This window comes from Herbaspirillum sp. GW822-FHT03A08, from assembly GCF_058801885.1.
In genome coordinates, this window is the sequence record NZ_JBXANR010000002.1 from 163,451 (window position 1) to 185,085 (window position 21,635).

The 21,635-nt window shown below is 60.2% G+C and carries 23 protein-coding genes; 7 read left to right on the top strand and 16 right to left on the bottom strand.

Features of this window, described 5'->3' with window-relative positions; all coding sequences use genetic code 11:
* Window positions 1-112: 112 nt before the first annotated feature.
* Complete coding sequence (locus AC1RN6_RS05735) at window positions 113-481, bottom strand: hypothetical protein (RefSeq protein WP_493003755.1); 369 nt, start codon at window positions 479-481, stop codon at window positions 113-115.
* A gap of 217 nt (window positions 482-698) precedes the next feature.
* On the opposite strand from AC1RN6_RS05735, the gene AC1RN6_RS05740 reads away from it, so the two are divergent.
* From AC1RN6_RS05740 to AC1RN6_RS05755, 4 genes are all read left to right on the top strand, one after another.
* Window positions 699-1,646 carry a DMT family transporter gene (locus AC1RN6_RS05740; protein WP_493003757.1) on the top strand — a complete coding sequence of 316 codons (948 nt, stop codon included), beginning with the start codon at window positions 699-701 and terminating at the stop codon, window positions 1,644-1,646.
* Window positions 1,647-1,653: 7 nt separating this feature from the next.
* Complete coding sequence (locus tag AC1RN6_RS05745; protein ID WP_493004727.1) at window positions 1,654-1,980, top strand: hypothetical protein; 327 nt, start codon at window positions 1,654-1,656, stop codon at window positions 1,978-1,980.
* Window positions 1,981-2,049: 69 nt separating this feature from the next.
* Complete coding sequence (locus tag AC1RN6_RS05750) at window positions 2,050-2,568, top strand: hypothetical protein (protein WP_493003759.1); 519 nt, start codon at window positions 2,050-2,052, stop codon at window positions 2,566-2,568.
* Between the two features lie 193 nt (window positions 2,569-2,761).
* Complete coding sequence (locus AC1RN6_RS05755) at window positions 2,762-3,640, top strand: alpha/beta fold hydrolase (protein WP_493003761.1); 879 nt, start codon at window positions 2,762-2,764, stop codon at window positions 3,638-3,640.
* Between the two features lie 7 nt (window positions 3,641-3,647).
* Here AC1RN6_RS05755 and AC1RN6_RS05760 read toward each other — a convergent pair whose 3' ends face one another.
* Window positions 3,648-4,046 carry a nuclear transport factor 2 family protein gene (locus AC1RN6_RS05760; protein WP_493003762.1) on the bottom strand — a complete coding sequence of 133 codons (399 nt, stop codon included), beginning with the start codon at window positions 4,044-4,046 and terminating at the stop codon, window positions 3,648-3,650.
* Window positions 4,047-4,128: 82 nt separating this feature from the next.
* Between AC1RN6_RS05760 and AC1RN6_RS05765 the strand changes: the two genes are divergently transcribed.
* The gene (locus tag AC1RN6_RS05765) at window positions 4,129-4,653 is read left to right on the top strand and encodes a MarR family winged helix-turn-helix transcriptional regulator (RefSeq protein WP_493003763.1); all 525 of its coding nucleotides are present in this window, start codon (window positions 4,129-4,131) and stop codon (window positions 4,651-4,653) included.
* Between the two features lie 204 nt (window positions 4,654-4,857).
* A complete protein-coding gene (locus AC1RN6_RS05770; protein ID WP_493003765.1) occupies window positions 4,858-6,006 on the top strand; it encodes a branched-chain amino acid ABC transporter substrate-binding protein in 1,149 nt (382 codons plus the stop codon).
* Between the two features lie 54 nt (window positions 6,007-6,060).
* Here the strand turns inward: AC1RN6_RS05770 and AC1RN6_RS05775 are convergent, their stop codons facing one another.
* Complete coding sequence (locus AC1RN6_RS05775) at window positions 6,061-6,345, bottom strand: hypothetical protein (protein WP_493003766.1); 285 nt, start codon at window positions 6,343-6,345, stop codon at window positions 6,061-6,063.
* Between the two features lie 11 nt (window positions 6,346-6,356).
* On the opposite strand from AC1RN6_RS05775, the gene AC1RN6_RS05780 reads away from it, so the two are divergent.
* Window positions 6,357-6,773, top strand: coding sequence for a DUF4148 domain-containing protein (locus AC1RN6_RS05780; RefSeq protein WP_493003767.1), 417 nt, complete (start codon window positions 6,357-6,359; stop codon window positions 6,771-6,773).
* 78 nt (window positions 6,774-6,851) lie between these two features.
* Here AC1RN6_RS05780 and AC1RN6_RS05785 read toward each other — a convergent pair whose 3' ends face one another.
* From AC1RN6_RS05785 to AC1RN6_RS05845, 13 genes are all read right to left on the bottom strand, one after another.
* The gene (locus AC1RN6_RS05785) at window positions 6,852-7,346 is read right to left on the bottom strand and encodes a MarR family winged helix-turn-helix transcriptional regulator (RefSeq protein ID WP_493003769.1); all 495 of its coding nucleotides are present in this window, start codon (window positions 7,344-7,346) and stop codon (window positions 6,852-6,854) included.
* Window positions 7,336-9,117, bottom strand: coding sequence for an acyl-CoA dehydrogenase family protein (locus AC1RN6_RS05790; protein ID WP_493004729.1), 1,782 nt, complete (start codon window positions 9,115-9,117; stop codon window positions 7,336-7,338). The genes AC1RN6_RS05785 and AC1RN6_RS05790 overlap by 11 nt, the downstream gene beginning before the upstream one ends.
* Window positions 9,118-9,157: 40 nt before the next feature.
* Complete coding sequence (locus tag AC1RN6_RS05795; protein WP_493003770.1) at window positions 9,158-9,733, bottom strand: DUF3237 domain-containing protein; 576 nt, start codon at window positions 9,731-9,733, stop codon at window positions 9,158-9,160.
* 37 nt (window positions 9,734-9,770) lie between these two features.
* Window positions 9,771-10,499 carry an ABC transporter ATP-binding protein gene (locus tag AC1RN6_RS05800; protein ID WP_493004731.1) on the bottom strand — a complete coding sequence of 243 codons (729 nt, stop codon included), beginning with the start codon at window positions 10,497-10,499 and terminating at the stop codon, window positions 9,771-9,773.
* 32 nt (window positions 10,500-10,531) lie between these two features.
* Window positions 10,532-12,334 carry a branched-chain amino acid ABC transporter ATP-binding protein/permease gene (locus tag AC1RN6_RS05805; protein WP_493003772.1) on the bottom strand — a complete coding sequence of 601 codons (1,803 nt, stop codon included), beginning with the start codon at window positions 12,332-12,334 and terminating at the stop codon, window positions 10,532-10,534.
* A 7-nt stretch (window positions 12,335-12,341) separates the two neighbouring features.
* On the bottom strand, window positions 12,342-13,382 hold the full coding sequence (locus AC1RN6_RS05810) for a branched-chain amino acid ABC transporter permease (RefSeq protein ID WP_493003774.1): 1,041 nt from the start codon (window positions 13,380-13,382) through the stop codon (window positions 12,342-12,344).
* Window positions 13,383-13,539: 157 nt separating this feature from the next.
* Window positions 13,540-14,691, bottom strand: coding sequence for an ABC transporter substrate-binding protein (locus AC1RN6_RS05815; protein ID WP_493003776.1), 1,152 nt, complete (start codon window positions 14,689-14,691; stop codon window positions 13,540-13,542).
* A 74-nt stretch (window positions 14,692-14,765) separates the two neighbouring features.
* Entirely contained in the window at window positions 14,766-15,185 is a 420-nt protein-coding gene (locus AC1RN6_RS05820; protein ID WP_493003777.1) for an acyl-CoA thioesterase, read from the bottom strand.
* A gap of 26 nt (window positions 15,186-15,211) precedes the next feature.
* Window positions 15,212-15,976, bottom strand: coding sequence for an SDR family NAD(P)-dependent oxidoreductase (locus AC1RN6_RS05825; RefSeq protein WP_493003778.1), 765 nt, complete (start codon window positions 15,974-15,976; stop codon window positions 15,212-15,214).
* 25 nt (window positions 15,977-16,001) lie between these two features.
* Entirely contained in the window at window positions 16,002-17,255 is a 1,254-nt protein-coding gene (locus AC1RN6_RS05830) for a thiolase family protein (protein WP_493003780.1), read from the bottom strand.
* Between the two features lie 5 nt (window positions 17,256-17,260).
* Window positions 17,261-19,171, bottom strand: coding sequence for a feruloyl-CoA synthase (locus AC1RN6_RS05835; protein WP_493003781.1), 1,911 nt, complete (start codon window positions 19,169-19,171; stop codon window positions 17,261-17,263).
* Window positions 19,172-19,241: 70 nt separating this feature from the next.
* Window positions 19,242-20,027, bottom strand: a complete 786-nt coding sequence (locus AC1RN6_RS05840) for a crotonase/enoyl-CoA hydratase family protein (RefSeq protein ID WP_493003783.1) — start codon at window positions 20,025-20,027, stop codon at window positions 19,242-19,244.
* 425 nt (window positions 20,028-20,452) lie between these two features.
* Complete coding sequence (locus AC1RN6_RS05845) at window positions 20,453-21,628, bottom strand: ABC transporter substrate-binding protein (protein ID WP_493003785.1); 1,176 nt, start codon at window positions 21,626-21,628, stop codon at window positions 20,453-20,455.
* Between the last annotated feature and the right edge of the window lie 7 nt (window positions 21,629-21,635).

The following is a 21,635-nucleotide window of genomic DNA, read 5'->3' on the forward strand; positions in this document are numbered from 1 at the left end:
ATCACTCCTGCCGGCGTAACAATGCAAACGGCCGGGCGGCGGCAGATTGCTCTGCTCGCCGCCCCGGCCGCGGGGTTACCGTTGTTGTCTGCTAACTTGTTGCCGTTCGCTGTTAGCGGGTGTAATACACGTCGCGGTATTCGCGGCGATACTCACGATAAACCGGACGTTCGCGATATTCGCGTTCCACATACACCGGAGCCGGACGTGCATATACCGGAGCAGGTTGGTAGTAGACTTGCTGCGGCGCCTGGTAATACACAGGCTGCGGAGCAGGCTGATAGACCTGTTGCGGCGGCGCATAGCTCGGACCCGAATTGGCGTTGGCGATTATCGAGCCGATGGCGACCGCGCCGATGATGCCGGCGGCGATGGCAAGGCCGTTGTTGCCGCCGCGATCATGTGCGGAAGCGGAACTCGACACCGACGCTGCCAGTACTGCAGTGATCAGCAGGGCGGGAATAATTTTTTTGGTGATCATGATGATGTCCTTTCAGTTGAGGCGCATCTGATTTGTCGCCACGATTCAAATATAGGGCATTTCAGCCGCCGTGAAAGGCTTGGCATTACTTGCTTACAATTCTTACCAAGTTGGCGATTTCGGCGGTTTCGTCCCGTTCACCTGCCTGATGGGAGCCTTCATATTAAAATGCACGACCGGCTTTCCCGCAGGAAAGCATAACCTCATTCCCTATCCGATGAATTACACCCCCGGCCGCATGACGGCCTATGTCTGCCTGGCGCTGAGCATGTCCATGGTCGGCGCTTACGTGGCGCTCACCAAACCGCTGGCGGCGGCATTGCCGGTATTTCTGCTCGCGTGGCTGCGCTTCGGCATCGGCGCCGTCGCCATGATCCGCTGGCTGAAGAAGCCGGGAGCGGAAGCGCCGCTCACCCCGCGCACGCGCCTGCTGGTGTTTCTGGAATCCTTTCTCGGCAACTTCCTCTTCACGATCTGCATGATCAGCGGCGTGAGCATGACCAGCGCCGTTTCGGCCGGCGTCATCATGTCGGTGATTCCGGCGGTGGTGGCGCTGATGAGCTGGATCTTCCTGCGCGAACGCATCGGCCTGCGCGTCTGGCTGGCAGTCGCCTGCGGTGCGCTCGGTATCGGCTTGCTGTCGCTGGCGAAAAATCCGCATGCGCCGGGACTCGACAGCGCCGGTGAGCATCAGGCCTGGCTCGGCAATCTGCTGGTGTTCGCCGCCGTGCTGTGCGAAGCTTCATACGCGGTCATCGGCAAGAAGCTCACCGCCGTCCTCAGCCCCAAGCGCATCAGCTCCATCATCAACTTGTGGGGCCTGATCCTGATGACGCCGATGGGTTTTTACACGGCGTTGCACTTCGACTTTGGCGCCGTGCACAAAGGCATCTGGCTGCTGTTGCTGTTCTACGCCCTGGCGGCGAGTGTCTGGAGCGTGTGGCTGTGGATGACCGGCCTCAAATCGATTCCCGCTTCACGCGCCGGCGTGTTCACCGTCATGCTGCCGGTCAGCACTGCACTGGTCGGTGTGCTGGCGCTCGGCGAGCAGTTGACCATCATCCAGCTCGCCGCCTTCGCCGTCGCACTCGCCGGCATGCTGCTGGTCACGGTGCCGGGAAAATCCGCAGTGGATGCAGCAGACCCTGCCGGCGCTGCACACTGAGTCAGCCATGGCGCGCCGTTATCACTACTCCGTCTACGTCATTGAACTGTCCACGGATGTGCTCTACGAGGCACGCTTTCGCAAAGCCAATCCCGACTACGTCACCGGCAAGCCCTGCGTCTATGTCGGCATGACCGGACTGAATGTCGATCAGCGTTTCGACAAGCACAAGGCCGGTATTCAGTCCAACCGCTTCGTGCGCGAATACGGCCTGCGCCTGTTGCCCAAGCTCTACGAAATGTACAACCCCATGCCCTACGACGGCGCGCGTGACATGGAGGTCGAGCTGGCGATCGGCCTGCGTGAGGCCGGCTACGGCGTCTGGCAAGCCTGATGCCCCGATGCCGGTTGTCCCCGACTCTTCGTTATACTCGACGCCATTGCTCTCATACGCGTTCATGCCATGAAAAAACTTCTCCTCTTGCTTTCCGTTTTTGCCGGCTTCGTGCCGATGCAGCATGCCGCATTTGCCGTCGCACCGGAAAAGAGTCTCTGCACCGCCGGCGAAACACCCCTGTTCCAATGCACCATCAAGGGCAAGCAAGTGTCGCTGTGCGCTTCGGGGGCAAGCAAGGACGCCGCCGGTAAGCTGCAATACCGCTTCGGCACTGCGCAAAAGGTCGAGCTGAGCTATCCCGATACGCCGCAACCGGCGGACGGCAAATTCTTCAAGAGCGAGACCGGTTATTCCGGCGGCGGCGAGGAGCGCATTCGTTTCAGGAATGGCGACTACGACTACTTCCTGTTCGAGCGCACTGTGCGCACCGGCTTCGGCAACGGTCCCAACAATCCTGAATTCAGCGCCGGGATCATCACGCGGCGCGGCAAGAGTGTGACCACGCGCCTGTGCTCACAGGACGGCGCAATGAAACCGGCCTCCCGCGCTTTGCCGGAAGAAGACTTCGAGTATCTGGATAACTGAGCGCCAGCCTGGTCGCCGTTGATATTTATGGTTGTTTTATTATTAAGTTAAAACAAATAATAGACTTAATCCTGATGAATTATGTGGAGCGGTGCCGGACGTACAATCACCCTGTACCCATCGTCCGCATTGCTGCATTTCCACCTGCTCTGCAGGCTGCAAGCGGCAAGGGGAGACATCAAAGGAACCGACCATGTTCGAAGGATTCACGCGTCACGTCGCCGACGTCAACGGCACGCACATCAATTACCTCCGCGGCGGTTCCGGTCCCGCCTTGCTGCTGTTGCACGGCCACCCGCAGACGCATGTCATCTGGCACAAGGTCGCGCAGCAACTGGCCGAGCGTTATACCGTCATTGCCGCCGACTTGCGCGGTTACGGCGACAGCGGCAAGCCGGCCGGCCTTCCCGATCACAGCAATTATTCCAAACGCGTCATGGGGCAGGACCAGATTGACCTGATGGCTTCGCTCGGCTTCTCCCAATTCCTGCTGATGGGACATGACCGCGGCGGCCGCGTGGCCTACCGCATGGCGCTCGATCATCCCGACGCAATCCGCAAGCTGGCAGTGCTCGACATCGCGCCGACGCTGGCGATGTACGAACAGACCAGCAGGGAATTCGCTACTGCGTATTACCACTGGTTCTTCCTGATCCGTCCGGCGCCGTTCCCGGAGACGCTGCTCGCCTCTCATCCGGAAGATTATCTGAAGCACACCATCGGCGGCCGCAGCGCCGGACTGAAACCCTTCACGCCGGAAGCATATGCAGAATATTTGCGCTGCCTGCGCGACCCGGCCACCATTCACGGCATCTGCGAAGACTATCGCGCCAGCGCCGGCATCGATCTGGAACACGAGCGCCATGACCTCGCTGCCGGCAACAAGATCCGCTGCGAGATGCTGGCCTTGTGGGGCAAGCAAGGCGTGATCGAAAAATGCTTTGACCCGCTCAGGGAGTGGGCAAAATTCTCCGGCAGGCTGAGCGGCGGCGCACTCGACTGCGGCCACTACATTCCCGAAGAAGCGCCGGATGCGCTGCTGGAGAAAGTACTTCCCTTCTTCGACGCATGAGGACCGGTCAGGACAGCATCTTCCACACCTCAAACGTCTGTTCGCGCGCAATCAGGCCGTCACGCATCGTGAAATGATGCACCAGCCGCAACTCGGCTCGCACCCCGACCGACAGCGGACAGTTGCGGATCCCCGGTCCCGTGATGCGAAAGCGCGCCAGCATGTCGTCGACCACGCGCGTCTCGGTTGCAAAGCGATCCAGCGGTTCGATTTCCACTTCCGCCATTGCGCCGAACATGGCGAGATACATTTCGCGGATGGCATGCTTGCCAACCAGGCGAATACCGCGGTTCGGCGCTTCAAAAATCACATCATCGGTATACAGCGCCAGCACGCTGTCCACATCACGCGCTTCATCGCGAATGTGGCGGTCGACGACGTCAAGATTTCTCTGGATGGCATTCATATCGGCTTTCCCTTTTTTGTTAATTAAGTCAGATATTCTGTCTATTATAGACATATGATCTGTCTATGTGTCAAGATCAGGCATGAGCAAAAAATCCACCAGGACAGACAACGCCGCCGAGCGCACAGCCCGGCCCTCGCTGGCACGCGCCGACACGATTCCCGACCTGCATCGCACCATCGGGGCGTTGTTGCGCGGGGTCTACGACCGCATGGCCGTATGGCTGTACGACGAACTTGCCGTGCGTGGTTTTGAAGAAGTGCGCGTCGCACACAGTGCCGTTTTTCGCGCCATCGCGCCGGGCGGCAGCCGCGTGGTCGACCTGGCTGCGCGCGCGGGCATGACCAAGCAAAGCATGGCTTACCTGGTCGAGCAGCTGGAGGGCTTCGGTTACCTGAGCATCGTTCCCGATCCCGACGACGGCCGGGCCAAACTGGTCATGCTGACAAAACGCGGCAAGGCCTTGCACGCCGCCGCCATCGAACTAAGCGCACAGGCGGAACGCCACATGGGCGAGCTGATCGGCCGCGATCGCATGGACGAACTGCGCCGCGCGCTGGAGTCTGCCTACGACAGCTGGGATCCGGACGGTATCGTCGACACCTGAGTCCGGCTCATGCAAATTCGGCAACATCCCGGCAAGCTCACAACAGCATTGAGGCAACATCAAGGCAACATCGGCCGACGATATTGAAATCCCCGGTTTTTATGCTTCATTTTCCCCTTATGGCTTCCCTTGCCGCAGTGATATAACTGTCCGGATCGCGTATCTATAAATAAACCAGCGCGATGCAGACAAGGACAGAGACATATGGGGAAGACAGGCAAACGCAACGCCATGTTGCTGGCCGTAGCAGCGCTGCTGGCATCGCCGGCGGCAATGGCCGAAAAGATCGTCTCCATCGGATTTGCCGGACCGCTCACCGGTCTGAGCAGCGCCAGCGGGACCAGCATGCTGAACGCCGCCAAGATGGCGGTCGACGACGTCAATAGCGCAGACCTGCGCATCAATGGGGAAAAGCTCACCTTCAAACTGCTGGTGCAGGACGACAAGTCCAACCCGCGCATTGCGGAGATCGCCGCCAAGTATTTCGTCAAGAGCGGCGTCGCCGGCGTGGTGGGTATCTTCAACAGCGCGGTGGCGGTCAGTTCGTCGGAGATTTATCAGAAAGCCGGCATCCCGCATTTCGCCGTTTCCGGCACGCGGCGCTTCACCCAGCAAGGGCATGACACGGCGTTCCGCTTTGCCGCCTATGACGAACAGCGCGCGCACGTGCTTGCCGTGTACACCGTGCAAGAGTTGCGCAAAATGCGGATTGCCATCGTCCACGATGACAGCGTCTTCGGCCGCGACTACAAGGAAAAATTCGAAAACGCCTTCACCAAGATGGGCGGCAAGATCGTCAGCGTCAATGCCGTCAGCGCGACCACTTACGACTTCAACGACATTCTGAAATCGATACGCACCGGCAAGGCCGACGCCATTTTCTTCGGCGGCCTCGGATCGCAAAGCGCGATGTTCGCGCAGAACATGTATCGTCTCGGCACCGACATCACCCTGATCACCGCGGCTTCGGTAGTCGGACCGATGTTTCTGCAGACGGCGGGGCCGGGCGCGGAAGGAACGGTCTCCATCATGCCGGGTGCGCATCAGCGCAAGAGCAAGCAGATGGAGAGTTTTGAAAAGAACTACCAGCAGCGCTACAACACCGCCATCGGACCGTATTCCGCAGTCGCTTACGATCAGGTGCAAGTACTGGCGGCAGCGGTGGTGCGTGCCGGCACCGCCAATCCGCGCAAGGTCGCCGCCGCCTTGCACGCGATCAAATACAATGGCCTGAGCGGCAACATCGCCTTCGACGCCAGCGGCGATTTACGTGAGCTGACTTTTTCGACCTTTCAGGTCAAGAGTTCGGTCTGGACCATGTTCAAGCAGTATCACGTCGGGATCGGTAACTGACAGTATTACGTCACGGGATTGTTGTGCCATCTGTAATGAAAGATTCGCCAGCTTTCATTCAGCCTTCATCCCAATACGCTGCCTGAGAGCAATAATGGTGCGCCAGCCCGTGTGTTGATTCTTCTCTATCCCTTTCAGCAAGCGGCTTTGGGCGATATTGTGCAGTTCGCTCTTGCCGTCTTCCTCTATTGTAAAAACACGCATTATTTCTGTAATCGAAATAGAGCATTGCTCGCATCCCCATTTTTCTTTGCTGTTGCAACAAATAAGATGCTCTCCATGGTGAACGCAGTTATGAACAGGACCTTCGCGTGAAGGTCCGGCTGCAGCAGCACCCATTGGAGTAAATCATGAACATCAAGAAAATTTCCGCAGCCGTCCTTATGTTGAGCCTTGCAGGCGCCGCCCTGGCAGAAGCACCTTATCCTGAAGATGCCAAGTTCGTTTCCACCAAGACACGTGCCGAAGTGATCGCCGAACTGGCGCAAGCGCGTGCCAACGGTGAATTGCCGATCAATGACGTCTCATATCCCGACAAGGCCATGGCGTCGGTTCAATCGACCAAGACCCGCGCCGAAGTCGTTGACGAACTGAAGCAAGCCCGTGCCAACGGCGAGCTGCCGATCAACGACGCAACTTATCCGGACAAGGCGATCGCTTCGGCGCCGGTGTCGACCAAGACACGCGCACAAGTCGTCGAAGAACTGAAGCAGTATCAACAGGCGCACGCCAATCCCAGCTACGCTGAACTGATTTTCCTGCGTTAATCGTGTGCGGTGCAGCCTGAGCAAAAAAAAAGCCGACGATGATGTCGGCTTTTTTGTTCAGCGGTCAGAGTTCAGCATTCAGAGGCTGGAGATGAAAATCTTCTGCAGCAGTTTGATCAGTTGTCCGCGCTCGGCATCGTTGAGCGCTTCGGTGGCTTTTTCTTCCAGCTCGGCGGCGGTCTTCTCGGCCTTGACGCACATGCGCATGCCGGCTGCAGTCAGCACCAGCGTCTGCGAGCGGCGATCCTGAGGATTGCGCTGGCGCATCACCAGGTCGCGCTGTTCGAGGCGATCGAGTAAGGTCGCCAGATTCGGCGGCGAGACGTTGATGGCCTTCGACAGGCGCTTCTGGTTGATGTTGGGATTGGCCTTGAGCAGGCTCAGTACCGTGAAGTCGACCGGACGCAGCTCGAATTTCGCCATGCGCTTTTCGAACAGCGGCATGATCGTGATGTAGGCGCGCCGGCAGTTGTAGCCGACCAGGCTCAGCAGGACGCTCTGGTCGAGCGGTGGTGCAGCATCTGCCGTGTCGGCATCTTCTAGCTCAAATTCGGCCGGCTTTTTAGGCAGCATCGTGTAGGGTCAGATCGGATGGTATTGCCGGTGTGCCGGCAGCCAGACAAGCGTCGACGACGCCGCACAGCTGATGGGTTTCCGGAAACAGGAAGGCGAAATAATAGCACGCGCTGTCGCGCTTGCTGCCGTAGAACTTCGGGTCTGCAGCGTGTTTTCGTGCCGCATTGCGTGCTGCTTTCAGCCACAGCCACGCCATCGCGGCGTGGCCGGTCAGGCGCAGTATTTCGTCGGCGACGAAGTAGGGTAGTTGAGGCGAGGCGGCGCTTGCCGCGGCAATGGCGAGCGTGGTTTTTTCCAGATAGCGTGTCAGTTGCAGAAGCTGTTGCTTTTGCAGCGTCAATTCATCACCCGCGACAGCGGTTTGTGCGCTTGTCTGTTCAAACTCGTGTCCAAGCTCCTGTTCCACCATCGAGATGAAATCTTTCATGCGGCGGCCGTTGTCAGCCAGCGCCTTGCGCAACAGAAAATCGATGGCCTGGATCTCGTTGCTGCCTTCGTAAATCATCGTGATGCGCGCGTCGCGCAGATACTGGTCAATGCCGGTTTCGGTCACATAGCCGTGTCCGCCGAATACCTGCAAGGCCTGGCTGGCGCTCTGGAAGCCGTTGTCCGTCAGCATCGCCTTGATCACCGGCGTGATGAATTCCAGGCGGTCGTGATGCCGGCGGCGCTGATCCGCTTCGTGATCGTGCTCCGCCAGATCCAGCAGCAGGCCGCTCCAGTACGCCAGCATGCGGCCGCCTTCGATACGGCAACGCTGCGCCATCAGCAGTTTTTGCACCGCCGGATGCATGACGATGGGATCGGCGGCGTTGTGCGTCGAGATGCGGACCGGTGCGCGCGATTGCGTGCGGTCACGTGCGTAAGCCAGCGCGCGCTGACAGGCCGCTTCGGCAATTCCTAATCCTTGCGCACCGACATGCAGGCGCGCCGAATTCATCATCACGAACATCGCCGCCAGCCCACGTCCTTCGACACCGACCAGCCAGCCGCTGGCATTCTCAAAATGCATGCTGCAAGTGGCGCTGCCGCGGATGCCCATCTTGTGTTCGATGCCGGTGCAGCGCACTTCATTACGCACACCGTCCGGCAAAAACTTGGGGACCAGAAACAGCGATAGTCCCTTGCTGCCTGCCGGTGCATCCGGCAGGCGCGCCAACACCAGATGCACGATGTTGTCCGTCATGTCCTGCTCGCCGCCGGAAATGAAAATCTTGTCGCCGCTCAATCGGTAACTGCCATCGTTTTGCATGACGGCGCGCGTGCGCAGCAAGCCGAGGTCGCTGCCTGCGTGCGCCTCGGTCAGGCACATCGTCGCCAGCCATTGGCCGCTGACGATCTTCTCCAGATAGCGGGCCTTGAGCACATCACTCGCATGTGCGCTGAGGCAGGCGTACGCGCCATGCAGCAAGCCCGGATACATGGTCCAGCCGTGATTGGCGGCGCTCAGCATTTCAAACAACGCACAGTTGAGCAAATGCGGCAGACCTTGTCCGCCGTGTTCCGTGGCACAGGCCAGCGCCGGCCATCCGGCCTCGCAGAACTGGCGGTATGCAGCCGCGAAGCCCGCCGGCGTCCGCACTTCGCCGTCTGCGAAGCGACAGCCTTCACGGTCGCCGCCGGCATTGATCGGTGCTACCACTTCGGCGGCAAAACGGCCGGCTTCTTCCAGCACCTGCTTCATCAGATCGGCATCGACGTCGGCATGCGCGGTCAACGCCGACAAGCGCACAGGCGCCTCCAGCAAATCGTTGAGCACGAACGCCATGTCGCGCAACGGTGGGTGGTAACTCACGAGTTCAACCGGATCAGTTCAACAGATAAGCGTCGTACACCACCGCATTGCCAAGACGCATCGCATAGCCGACACCCATGGCGCGATTGAGCCAATCGTACTTCCTGGAGGCGGTTTCGAAGTTCATGTACAGGCGGAAGGTATATTTGCCCGGATCGACCGGTTTGCCCTTGGCGACGTCGGCCATGACTTCTGGTGGTCCGTAGCGCACGCCGCGGGTTTGCAGATAGACCAGTTCGCCGTCATCCATCTTTAGCAGATAACGGGTGTCGATGATCGCCAGGCCGTCAGCGGTCACCGTCTGCCAGTCTGCGCCGTTGTTGAGAATCTCGCCATTGATCAGCGGGCCTTTGAAGTTGCCGCCGGTGATCGGAATGATGCGCCGCTTGCCGAGATCGGAGGTCTTGCCCAGTTCCCAGACCGGCGCGACCAGATCGACCGAGAAGCGCGCCATGAAAGTCAGGTTGGGTTTGGGCGGATTCATGGTGTTGCTGTCGGCGTCGCTGGCTGCGTAAGCCTGATTTGCCAGCGATGCCATCAGGCCGGCGGCTAGCAGCAGGGATTGCAGCAGCAGAATGATTTTTTTCATTTCTTTGTCTCCTCGTGGATGGATGAATGGATGCGTTCTAGTGTTTTCCAAATCCCAGATACGCCTGAATCACCTGGCTGTCATTCGCCAGTTTTTCCGACTCGCCTTGCATGGAAATCTGTCCCAGCTCCAGCACGTAGCCATAGTCGGCCACTTGCAGGGCGGCACGGGCATTCTGTTCGATCAGCAGTACGGCGAGGCCGGTCTGGCGCAGTTCGGACACGATGTGCAAAATCTCTTTGACGATGCGCGGCGCCAGTCCGAGGCTGGGCTCATCGAGCATCAGCAGATCGGGTTTGGCCATCATGGCGCGGCCGATGGCGAGCATCTGGCGTTCGCCGCCCGACAACGTTCCCGATAACTGCGTACGTCTTTCCTTCAGACGCGGAAACAGTTCGAACACGGTCGCCAATTGATCCAGCGGCTGCGCATGTCCCAGCCGCACACGGCGAAATCCGCCGAGCAGCAGGTTGTCTTCCACCGTCATGGTGGAAAACAGTTCGCGCCGTTCCGGCACCAGCGCAATGCCGGCCATCACACGCTGCTCCAGGCTTGTACGATCAACCGCCTGGCCGCGATAGCGGATGCTGCCCTGCGATGGCAGCACGCCCATGATGGCGTTGAGCAGGGTCGACTTGCCGGCGCCGTTGGGGCCGATCACCGTGGCGATGCTGCCGCGTTCCAATTTGAGGTCGATGTCATACAGCGCCTGCACCTTGCCGTAGCTGGCGCGTAGCTGTGTTACTTCCAATAGGGTGTTACTCAATGCGCCGTTCATTTCGCCGTTCATTTGGTCTTTCATTCGGTTCCACCCAGATACGCCTCGATCACGGCGGGATGCTGCTGGATCTGTTCCGGTGTGCCCTCGGCAATCTTGGCGCCGAATTCCATCACCACGATGTGGTCGGTCAGTTGCATGACGAACTCCATGTCATGTTCCACCAGCAAAATGCTCATGCCGCTTTCACGCAGCTCCTGCAATACTTTGCTGAGCGCTTGTTTCTCCAGATGGCGCAGGCCGGCGGCCGGTTCATCGAGCAATAGCAGCAACGGATCGCAGCACAGCGCGCGAGCGATTTCCAGTATGCGTTGCTGACCGAGCGCGAGATTACCGGCTTGCTCATGCATCAGATGCTGCAGGCCGACACGAGCGAGGGCGCGTGCCGCTTCGTTGAGCAGCTCCTGCTCTTCCTTGCGCTCCAGATGCAGCATGGCATTGACGGTATTGCGCACAAAGCCCTGCTCGCTGCGCAAGTGCGCGCCGAGTGCGACGTTCTCCAGTACGGACATGCTCGGCAGCAGCTTGACGTGCTGGAAGGTGCGTGCAATGCCACGTGTGGCGATGGCGCGTGAATGCAGGCCGGTGATGTTTTCCGCATTGAAGGTTACGCTGCCGCCGGATGCATGCAGCAAGCCGGTCACCAGATTGAAGGTAGTCGATTTGCCGGCGCCGTTGGGGCCGATCAGGCCGACAATTTCTCCGGCCTTGACGCCGAAGGAGACATCGTTGACCGCCACCAGTCCGCCGAAGCGCTTTGAGATCTGTTCGACCTGCAGTAACGGACTTCCTTTTGCCGGCACATCGCGTCGACAGATGGTCGATGCTGCCGGTTGCAGCACGGATTTCTTCACCGGCGGCATGAGGCGTGCTGCCAGGGCGCAGATCCACGGCCACAATCCTCCACGGGCATATTTCAGCAGCAGAATCAGGATCACGCCGAACACGATGCTCTCGTAGTTGCCGCCACTGCCAAGCAGAGCCGGCAACAACACCTGCAATTGATCCGCCAGCAGTTTCAATACGCCTGCGCCGAGCAGCGCGCCCCAGATATGAGCGATGCCGCCGACCACCACGATGAACAGATATTCTATCCCCATCGCTAAACTGAACGGCGACGGATTGACGGTGCGCTGCATGTGGGCGAACAACCATCCCGAGACCGATGCCAGCAAGGCCGCCAACACGAAGATCAGGATCTTGTAGCGTCCGGTGTCGACGCCCATCGCTTCGGCCATGGTGCGGCCGCCCTTGAGCGCGCGGATGGCACGGCCGGCGCGCGAGTCCAGCAGGTTCAGCGCCAGCCAGGTCGCGCCCAGCACGATGGCCCAGATCAGGAAATACAGATGGCGCTCTTGCGCGAGATCGAATCCAAACAATTGCAGAGCCGGAATGCCGGCGATGCCATCGTATTTACCCAGCCATTCCACCTTGCCGAACAGGAAGTACAGGCTGATACCCCAGGCAATTGTCGCCAGCGGCAGGTAGTGGCCCGACATGCGCAGCGTGATGCGTCCCAGTACGTAGGCTGAGACGCCGGTGATCAGCAGGCCGATCGGCAGCGTCAGCCATGGCGACACCGCGCAGGCGGTCGTCAGGTAAGACGTGGTGTAAGCACCGATACCGACGAAAGCCGCCTGGCCGAACGAAGTCATGCCGCCGATACCGGTCAGCAGCACCAGACCGATGGCGACCAGCGCATACAAACCGATATAGTTGGCCTGGATGATCCAGAACTGTGGCGTCGGCAGCAGCGGGAACACCGCCACCGCCAGCAGAAGGATGAGGGACAGGATTTTTTTCTGTGATTGCATGATGTTCATCGCTGGCTTATTCCTCATCTTCGTCATGTGCCGGCGCGACGAACGAGCGCCACAGCAACACCGGCAGCAGAGACATGAAGACGATCACTTCCTTGTAGTCGCTGGCCCAGAAGGAGCTGAATGATTCCAGCAAACCGACAAACACCGCGCCGCAAGCCGCCAGCGGAAAACTCGCCAGCCCGCCGATGGTGGCGGCAACGAAACCTTTGAGGCCGATCAGGAATCCGGAGTCGTAAAAGATGGTGCTCATCGGTCCGATCAGCACACCCGACAAGGCGCCGATGAAGGCGGCCACGCCAAAGCTGAGCTTGCCCGCCAGCGTGGTCGAGATCCCCATGAGACGCGCACCGAGACGATTGACTGCAGTCGCGCGCAAGGCCTTGCCGTACAGCGTGCGGTCGGAGAATAGCCACAGCGCCACCAGCAACGCCAGCGCCGCAAGCACTACAACGATGGTCTGCGCGCTCAGCGTCACAGCGCCGAACGACCAGCGGCTGTCCCAGAATGCCGGCGTGCGGAAACCTTCTGCGCCGAAGAACACCAGACCCAGTCCCGTCATCGCCAGATGGATGCCGACCGAGACGATCAACAGCACCAGCACGCTGGCGTCGGCCAGCGACTCGTAGACCACCTGATACATCAGCGGTCCGAGCGCGGTGATCAGCAGCAGCGTCAATGCGACCTGCACCGGCAGTGCAAACTGCTGCGGCGCGGCCCATGCCACCAGCGCGGAAATCAACACGGGCAGGAACAAATTTTTGACGATACAGGGCAAGATGCCGGCGCGTTGTCCACTGCGCAGCAGCGCCGCAAGCTGCATGCCGGTAGCGCAAACGGCCAGCAACAGCAACAGCCACACCGGGCCCGGCACCACACCCTGTTGCAGCATCGCCAATGTGAGTGCGCCGAAGGCGACGAATTCGCCTTGCGGAATGAACAGGATGCGCGTCACCGCAAACACCAGCACCAGCGCAATCGCGATGAGTCCGTAGACGATGCCGTTGGTCAGGCCATCGAGCAGCAGGATGGCGGCAATAGAAGAATCCATGAATAGACAGTCAAAGAGAGAGCGGTCAGAAAATCTTGTCGGCGTAATTACCGGCAGCGTCGTCCCGGCGAAAGCCGGGATCCAGTGTCGTCCTGTGTCTCGCAGAACGGCAGAAAACGGCAGCAGATTCCCGCCTGCGCGGGAACGACAAACTCGCTTAAGGCGCTGCCGCTTTCCAGTTGCCGTTCTGGATCGTCAGCATGATGCGCGCATCGTCGCCGAGTCCAAAGTGATCCTTGGCGGTGTAATGCATCGTGCCCTGCGAGATTTGGATGTTGCCGGAGTTCTCCAGCGCTTCCTTCAGCGCCGCGCGGAAAGCTGGCGTGCCCGGCTTGGCTTTCTTCAGCGCTTCCGGCACTACGCGTTGCAGCACCAGTTGCGCGTCGTAGATGTGTGCAGCGAACAGATTGCGTGTGCCGGCACCATATTGTTTCTCATAGCGCGTCACGAAGTCGGTTGCCAGTTTTTTCGACGGATTGCTGTCGGGCAGCGCTTCCGGCACCACGGCAGGACCGGACACCACGAACGAACCTTCGACATCCTTGCCGCCGAGACGGATCAGGTCGCGTGAGGCAGCGCTGTGAGTTTGATAAATCTTGCCCTTGTAGCCGCGCTCGATCAGCGCCTTGTGCGGCATCGCTGCGCCGCTGCCGGAGGCCACCACAAGCACTGCGTCCGGATTGGAGCTGACCACGCGCAATGCCTGCGCCGTGACGCTGGTGTCGGCGCGGCCGAAGCGTTCGGCGACGGTCATATTGATGCCGGCTTGCTTGGTCAGGCGCGCGGTTTCCTTGAGCCAGTTTTCACCATAAGAATCCGAGTAGCCGAGGAAGGCGAAGGTCTTCACGCCATGTTTCTTCATGTGGTCGACAACACCGCCAGCCATGACGGCGGTCGACTGCGGGAGGCGGAAGGTCCAGGCGTCCTTGCCTTCGGGTGTTTCAATCGGCGAGATCGCCAGCTGCACGGTCTGGGTTTCCATCGCGACATCGGCGATCGCCAGCGTCGGCGGTACGGCGGCCGAACCGATGATCATGTCGACCTTGTCTTCGGCGATCAGGCGGCGCGCGTTCTTGCTGGCCTGAGTCGGATCGGTGGCGTCGTCGAGGATGATCAGTTTGACTTTTTCACCGCCAATGCTGTCGGGCCACAACGCGAAACCGTTCTTGGCCGGAATGCCGAGGCCGGAACCCGGTCCCGTCAGCGACATGATCACGCCGATAGTCAGTTCAGCATGCGCCTGCTGCGCGATCAAACCTGAGAGTGCCATCGCCGAGGCGAGCACCGTTGCTTTCAACATTTTCTTCATCTCCGTCTCCTTTTTATACTTGCCTGGATTGATTTTTAGCTGCTTATTTTGAGTTGCCTATTACGTACGCGTACTTAACTGCAAAGTTGCTGAATGTCTTCCGGTATCGGTATTGCCTTGATGCGGGCCGGATCCTCGGGATGGCGGATGGCGAACACGCGCGTGTCGCGGCCTTCCGACAGCAGCACGCCGTCGCGTTTCAACTGGTGCAGCATGACGAAAGTCTTGGCATTCCATTCGACCACCGAGGTATGCACCTCGACCTTGTCGCCGTAGGTCGCCGGCTGGATAAAGCGCGAACCGATGTCGACTACCGGCGTGCCGATGATGCCGTGGCTCTTTTCGGTATCGCGCCAGGCAGGCACGCCGCAGCTGCGGAAAAAATTGCGCGACGAGGCGTCATACCAGCGGAAGAAATTGGGAAAAAAGACAATGCCCGCCGGATCGCAATCGCCGAACTCGACATTGACGGGATACACCACAACTTTGGACATGCTGACTCCTGAATGGGTTGGACGAATTAGCGAGGCGGCAGGCGCAATGCACCGTCAAGACGAATCACTTCACCGTTGAGCGAGAGGTTGCCGACGATGTGCACCGCCAGCTGCGCGAACTCTTCGGCCTTGCCGAGACGTTTGGGGAAGGGGATCGACGCCGCCAGCGATTGCTGGACTTCTTCCGGCAGCTTGTACAGCAGCGGCGTCAGGAACAGGCCGGGTGCAATGGTCATCACGCGCACGCCGAACTGCGCCAGGTCGCGCGCCAGCGGCAAGGTCAGCGAAGTGATGCCGCCCTTCGAGGCTGCGTAGGCGGCTTGTCCGACCTGACCGTCATAGGCCGCCACCGATGCGGTCGAAATGATGACGCCGCGCTCGCCGTCTTCCAATGGCGTTTGCGCAATCATCTCTGCGGCGGCAAGGCGGATCATGTTGAAGGTGCCGATCAGATTGACGTTGATGATGCGGCTGAAATCTTCCAGCGGCATGGCCACGCCGTCTTTGCCGACCAGCCGTTTGGCGCCGCCGATACCGGCGCAATTGATCAGGATGCGCGCCGGGCCGTGGGCGGCGCGTGCCGAAAACAGCGCTGCCTCGACGCTGGCGGTGTCGGTGATGTCGCAGGCTGCGGCGTGGCCGCCGACTTCCTGCGCCAGCGCCTGCGCGCCTTCAATGTTCACATCGAGGATGGTCACGCGCGCGCCGCCCTTCGCCAATTGGCGCACGACTTCGGCGCCGAGTCCGGAGGCGCCGCCGGTGACCAGTGCTGCTTGTCCTTGTAGTTGCATGATGCGTCTCGTGATTGAGGATTAATTAGTGGGAAGCGGCCGGGTTTTCCAGCAGCAGCGCGATGCCTTGTCCGCCGCCGATACAGGCCGAGGCGATGCTGTAGCGCGCTCCGCGCTTGCGCATTTCACGCGCCGCGGTAATCGACAATCGAACGCCGGTGGCTGCCAGCGGATGGCCCAGCGCAATCGCGCCGCCGTTGACGTTGAGCTTGCTGCGGTCGAGGCCGAGTTCGCGTTCGACGGCGATGGTTTGCGCGCCTTGCGCTTCATTGATTTCGAAGCAGCCGATGTCGTCCAGCGTCAGGCCGTTGCGTTCCAGCAGCAGGCGGATCGCCGGCGCCGGGCCGATGCCCATGATCTCCGGCGGCACGCCGACCACGGCAGCGGCGACCACGCGCGCCAGCGGCGTGCAACTGTGGTCGCGCATGTAGCTGCCGGAGGCGATGATGGTTGCGGCGGCCGCATCGACCAGCGCCGAGCTGTTGCCGCCGGTCTGTACGCCGTCGGGATAGAGCGTGCGCAGCTTGCCCAATACTTCCACCGGCGACGGACGCGGATGGGTATCGGTTGCGGCTTCGGTGACCTTGCCTTGCAACTTCAGATGGCGATCGTTATAGCCGTCGAGCGTGAAGGTTTCGTTGACCACCGGCACGATCTCGTCGACGTGGAAACCTTCCTGCTGTGCGCGTACTGCGCGTTCAAACGAGAGTGCAGCGTATTCGTCCACTTCGCGGCGCGTGATGCCGTACTTCTTGGCCAGGTTTTCTGCGGTCTGCGGCATGGTGATGCCAGGCGCCGGATCGATCAGCGCCTCCCACATGTAATCCTGGAACTCCACCGGAGCACCGAGGCGGAAGCCGCCGCGATGCGAGAAGGCGGCAATCGGATTGCGCGTCATCGATTCCGAACCGACCACCAGCGCGGTGTCGGTGTAGCCGCGTTCGATCTGGTCGCCAGCCTGGCGGATCAGTTCGAAACCGGTGCCGCAGATACGCTGGACCATGATGGCCGGCACATCGATCGGTACGCCTGCGTATAAACCGATGTGACGCGGCAGCATGTATTGGAAGCAATCGCCCGGCGCCATGTTGCCGGCGATGACGGAACCGATGTCGGCAGCCGGCACGCCGGTGCGTTTGAGAATCTCGCGCGCGACCTTGATGCCCATGTCGGTCGGCGACAGCTGCGAGAAGGTGCTGCAGTAGTCGACCATCGGCGTGCGCACGCCGCCGAGCATCCAGACGTCGTCGAAGTTGGAATAGAAGGATCTTTTTGTCATTTTGTTCATGCTCCTTGTTTTCCCTGAACACCGGACGTCGGGGTGTTCGTGCCCGCCGCCAGCGGACGCGGTTTGAGGATGGCCGGATTGATGTCGGCATAGAGCGCCTCAACCAGATCGGCGCGATGTGTCAGTACGGCGCGCTGGTTGATGGAGCCCTTGTCGGTGATTTCGCCCTTGTCGAAAGAAGGCGGCTCGACCAGCACCAGTGCACGCGCCACGCGCGAGGCGCTGCCGGTGGCGTGCTGTTGCAGACGCTGCAGGACATTGCTGAAGAAATCGCGTACCGGCTGCGCGGCGACGATCTCTTCCCGCGCGGCGCCGGCAGGCAAGCCGGCCAGCTGGCGGCAGCGTTCTATGTTGGGCACGATCAGCATGCCGACTTCATTGCGGTCATGGCCGGTGATGACGGCGTCCTGCAAGTAAGGTGCGCCTTCGTGGGCGATGACGGCGCGCAGTGGACCGACGCTGACCCAGGTGCCGGTGTAGAGTTTGAAGTCTTCGGCCACGCGGCCGTCGAACATGAAGCCGAGATTGTGATTGGACGGATCCAGCCATTTGACGGCATCGCCCGAGCAGAAGAAGCCTTCATCGTCGAAAGCTTCTGCGGTCTGTTCCGGCGCGCGCCAGTAACCCGGCGTGACGTTGGGGCCGCGATAGCGGATTTCCATCTTGTCGCCGTTGGGCACCAGCTTGATTTCCATGCCGGGCGTCGGAATGCCGATCTGGCCGGAGCGCACTTGCTCTTCCACCACGAACAGCGCCGACGGCGCCGTCTCGGTCATGCCGAGGCCGCAGGACATCACGATGCGTTCGCCGCAGGCGGCTTCGGCGGTGGCGTGCAGCTTGTCCCATACCGGCTGCGCCAGCGCGGCGCCGGCGTAGAACTGCATCTTCAGGCGGCTATAGAACTTGTCGCGCAGGGCGGCGTCTTTTTCCAGCGCATGGGCGATGCCTTCCCAGCCGATCGGCACATTGAAATAAATAGTCGGTGCGATTTCACGCAGGTTCTGCAACGTGACGGCCAGACCTTGCGGCGTCGGCTTGCCGTCGTCGATATACATGGTGCCGCCGTTGTAGAGCACGATGCCCACGTTGTGGTTGCTGCCGAAGGTGTGATTCCACGGCAGCCAGTCGATCAGCACCGGTGGTTCTTCGCCGAGGAAGGGAAAGGTCTGCACGATCATCTGCAGGTTGCTGCAGATCATGCGCTGGGTATTGATCACCGCCTTGGGGAACCTGGTCGAACCGGAGGTGAACAGAAACTTGGCGATGGTGTCGGGCGTGGTGGCATCATGCGCGCGCTCGACGGCATCGGTGATCGGCGTGGCGGCCAGCTCGCTGTAGAGCGTGGTGGTGCGTGCGGACGACGGCGCTTCGGTGGCGACGAATTCGATGTCGCTGGTCGCGACCGCATTGACGGCGGCGCCGAACTTCTCGCCATGCGCGGCGAAGATCATGCCCGGCGTCAGCAGGTTGACGGCGTGACGCAGCTTGGCGTAATCCTTCGACAGCAGCGAATAGGCCGACGACACCGGCGCATACGGCACGCCGACATAGTGGCAGGCCAGTGCGAGCATGGCGTGTTCGAGGTCGTTTTCCGACAGGATCAGCAAAGGACGTTCCGCCGACAGGCCGCGATTGAGCAGGCCCTGGCCGATGTGGCGCGCAGTCTGCAATGCCTGCGCATAGCTGATGTGCTGCCAGACGCCGTCGGCGTCGCGCTTGGCCATGAAGCTGACGTCGGGCGTTTTCTCCGCCCAGTATTTCAGCTTGTCGCTCAGGCGCGCAGGATAGTCTTGCAGCGCCTGTTTGGTCCTGACGATGCTCCGGCCGTCGGCTGCATTAGCGGCATCGACGACATCAACGCCGCTGATGCCGAATCGTACGCTGCGATAGCGTGGTGTTGTGCTCATACATGTCTCTTAATTTTTGTCGGAACTGCTTTGTATGGGGCTGCAAATTGTTGATGAAGCTGAGTTGCTGTTAGCTGTTTCGCTCTACCTTGTTCATCTTCAGATCGAGAAAAGCGGCGAGCCGGCCCTTGGTTTCCGGATCGCTGCCCGCGACTGCGGCCATGAGCGATTCCGTCACCAGGCCGTCCTGGATCGACTGGTCGGCGATGCGCGGCAATACATGTGTCACGCCGTAGTTGGTCATCGGCGCATTCTTGGCGATGCGTGCCGCCAGCTCCATCGCTTTCTCCATGCCCTTGCCGCCGGCGGTGAGATATTGCGAGATGCCGGCCTGATGGCCTTCCTGCGAAGAGAGCACGCGGCCGGTCAGCATCATGTCGCTCATGCAGGCGACACCGACCAGGCGTGAGATACGCACCGATCCGCCACCGCCGACGAACAAGCCGCGCTGTCCTTCCGGCAGGCCGTAGAAGGCGCTGTCTTCGGCCACGCGGATGTGCGCGGCCGAGGCCAGCTCCAGGCCGCCGCCGATGACGGCGCCGTGCAGCACGGCGATCACCGGCACGCCGCCGAATTGCACACGCTCGAAGGCCGCATGCCACATGCGCGAGTGGTACATGCTTTCGCTGGTGTCGCGCTCACGCAGTTCGGAGAGATCGAGCCCGGCGCAAAAATGGTCGCCGTTGCCGCGGATAACTGCGACCTTGATTTCCGGCGGGAAGGATTCGAAGCAGCGCTGGATGGCGCGCACCAGCGGATCGCTCAGCGCATTGCGCTTGGCGACGCGGTTGATGGCGACGACGGCAATCGCGCCGTCGTAGTGAATGTCGAGAAGATCGTCAGAATGATTCGTCATGGCCAGCCTGTTGTTGGTGCTTGCGCACTGATGGTGTTGCCTGGTTCAGCTTGCTTTTATCCAGCTTGCCTTTAGCTTGCTTGTCTCGGGATTGCTCGGCAGGGATACCGGCAATTACTTATAAGTTATAACTGTTATTTAGTATAAGTATGTAAACAACAAATGCAAGCACTAACACCGCCACCGCATGTATTGAAAACGTAAAACAGGGCGGCTACCGCACACCGCAATGCAGCTTGCCGTCTGCTTCTCCGTAATGATGCAATGCTGCGTTGCATCGAAGCAGGCGTGCATCGGCAGTAGGTAGAAGCAGTGAATTTGCGGTTGGTCAGACGCACAACGCAATAAAAAACGCCGGTGTGCACTGCATCACCGGCGTTTGGTCCTGACTTTATTTTCGCGGCAGTTGATGTTGCGCCGTGGCTTTACTTGCCGGTGTCTTTCACGTTGAGGAATTTGTCGAACTCGATGTTGTAGACCTCATTGCCAACTTTTTCCACCTTGCGAACGTACACCGTCTGCACGATGTCGCGCGTTGCAGGATCAATTGCAATCGGGCCGCGCGGGCTGTTGAGCTTGATGTTTTTCAGGATCGCTATGGCCTTGTCGCCGTCGATGTTGCCGTTGAGCTTCTTCGACACTTCGTAGATGGCAGCCATGCCGTCATAGGCAGCTACTGCCATGAAGTTCGGACGGCCGCCGTTCGGATTCACCGCCGCATAACTCTTCAGGAAGGCTTTGTTCTCCGGTGAGTTGTGCGCCGCCGAGTAGTGGAACGTCGTGATCACGCCCAGCGTCGAGTCGCCCATCGCCGGCAGCACGTGGTCGTCGGTCAGGTCGCCGGTGGCGATGACTTTGATGCCGGCTTCCGCCAGGCCGCGCTCGCGATAGCCCTTCATGAAGGCAATGCCTTGCTCACCGGCCGGTACGAAGATGAACACGGCTTCGGGTTTGGCATCCTTGATGCGCTGGATGTACGGCGCGAACTCAGGATTGCGCAATGGTACGCGGATCGATTCGATCACTTGTCCGCCGCCGCCCAGCAGGTTGGTCTTGAAGGCGGTTTCCGCGTCGATGCCCGGGCCGTAGTCGGCCACCAGCGTCACCACTTTCCTGATGTTGTTCTTCAGCGCCCAGGTCGCCATCGGGCCGGACACCTGCGGCAGCGTCATCGAAAAGCGCACGATGTAGTTCGACTTGGTGGTGATGATCGAGGTTGCCGCATTCATGATGATCATCGGCTTCTTGGCTTGCTCGGCGATCGGCGCGACGGCTAACGCTTCCGGCGTCAGGCCAAAGCCGGCGAGGAAATCGACCTTGTCGCGCACGACCAGTTCTTGCGCCAGGCGCTTGGCGATTTCAGGCGAAGGGCCGGTGGTGTCCTTGACAATGATCTGAATCTTCTTGCCGGCCACGGTGTCGCCGTTCTGCGCCATGTAGGCCTTGATGCCGCCTTCCATCTGTTTGCCATAGTCGGCAAAGGGGCCGGAGAACGCGGCGATCAGACCGATCTTGATGGTGTCTTCTGCCTGCGCCTGCGCTGCTGCAAAAAAGTTGATCCCCGCGAGCATTGCCAGCAATGCCGATTTTTTAAATTTCATGTTTGTC

Bases quoted from the DNA above. Each gene is read 5' to 3' on its own strand.
- AC1RN6_RS05770 (WP_493003765.1), top strand. From the start codon at position 4,858: ATGGGGAAGACAGGCAAACGCAACGCCATGTTGCTGGCCGTAGCAGCG.
- AC1RN6_RS05775 (WP_493003766.1), bottom strand. From the start codon at position 6,345: ATGGGTGCTGCTGCAGCCGGACCTTCACGCGAAGGTCCTGTTCATAAC.
- AC1RN6_RS05760 (WP_493003762.1), bottom strand. From the start codon at position 4,046: ATGAATGCCATCCAGAGAAATCTTGACGTCGTCGACCGCCACATTCGC.
- AC1RN6_RS05845 (WP_493003785.1), bottom strand. From the start codon at position 21,628: ATGAAATTTAAAAAATCGGCATTGCTGGCAATGCTCGCGGGGATCAAC.
- AC1RN6_RS05795 (WP_493003770.1), bottom strand. From the start codon at position 9,733: ATGAAAAAAATCATTCTGCTGCTGCAATCCCTGCTGCTAGCCGCCGGC.
- AC1RN6_RS05790 (WP_493004729.1), bottom strand. From the start codon at position 9,117: ATGGCGTTCGTGCTCAACGATTTGCTGGAGGCGCCTGTGCGCTTGTCG.
- AC1RN6_RS05810 (WP_493003774.1), bottom strand. From the start codon at position 13,382: ATGGATTCTTCTATTGCCGCCATCCTGCTGCTCGATGGCCTGACCAAC.
- AC1RN6_RS05735 (WP_493003755.1), bottom strand. From the start codon at position 481: ATGATCACCAAAAAAATTATTCCCGCCCTGCTGATCACTGCAGTACTG.
- AC1RN6_RS05820 (WP_493003777.1), bottom strand. From the start codon at position 15,185: ATGTCCAAAGTTGTGGTGTATCCCGTCAATGTCGAGTTCGGCGATTGC.
- AC1RN6_RS05805 (WP_493003772.1), bottom strand. From the start codon at position 12,334: ATGAACATCATGCAATCACAGAAAAAAATCCTGTCCCTCATCCTTCTG.
- AC1RN6_RS05785 (WP_493003769.1), bottom strand. From the start codon at position 7,346: ATGCTGCCTAAAAAGCCGGCCGAATTTGAGCTAGAAGATGCCGACACG.
- AC1RN6_RS05750 (WP_493003759.1), top strand. From the start codon at position 2,050: ATGAAAAAACTTCTCCTCTTGCTTTCCGTTTTTGCCGGCTTCGTGCCG.
- AC1RN6_RS05830 (WP_493003780.1), bottom strand. From the start codon at position 17,255: ATGACAAAAAGATCCTTCTATTCCAACTTCGACGACGTCTGGATGCTC.
- AC1RN6_RS05815 (WP_493003776.1), bottom strand. From the start codon at position 14,691: ATGAAGAAAATGTTGAAAGCAACGGTGCTCGCCTCGGCGATGGCACTC.
- AC1RN6_RS05755 (WP_493003761.1), top strand. From the start codon at position 2,762: ATGTTCGAAGGATTCACGCGTCACGTCGCCGACGTCAACGGCACGCAC.
- AC1RN6_RS05825 (WP_493003778.1), bottom strand. From the start codon at position 15,976: ATGCAACTACAAGGACAAGCAGCACTGGTCACCGGCGGCGCCTCCGGA.
- AC1RN6_RS05740 (WP_493003757.1), top strand. From the start codon at position 699: ATGAATTACACCCCCGGCCGCATGACGGCCTATGTCTGCCTGGCGCTG.
- AC1RN6_RS05840 (WP_493003783.1), bottom strand. From the start codon at position 20,027: ATGACGAATCATTCTGACGATCTTCTCGACATTCACTACGACGGCGCG.
- AC1RN6_RS05780 (WP_493003767.1), top strand. From the start codon at position 6,357: ATGAACATCAAGAAAATTTCCGCAGCCGTCCTTATGTTGAGCCTTGCA.
- AC1RN6_RS05765 (WP_493003763.1), top strand. From the start codon at position 4,129: ATGAGCAAAAAATCCACCAGGACAGACAACGCCGCCGAGCGCACAGCC.
- AC1RN6_RS05745 (WP_493004727.1), top strand. From the start codon at position 1,654: ATGGCGCGCCGTTATCACTACTCCGTCTACGTCATTGAACTGTCCACG.
- AC1RN6_RS05835 (WP_493003781.1), bottom strand. From the start codon at position 19,171: ATGAGCACAACACCACGCTATCGCAGCGTACGATTCGGCATCAGCGGC.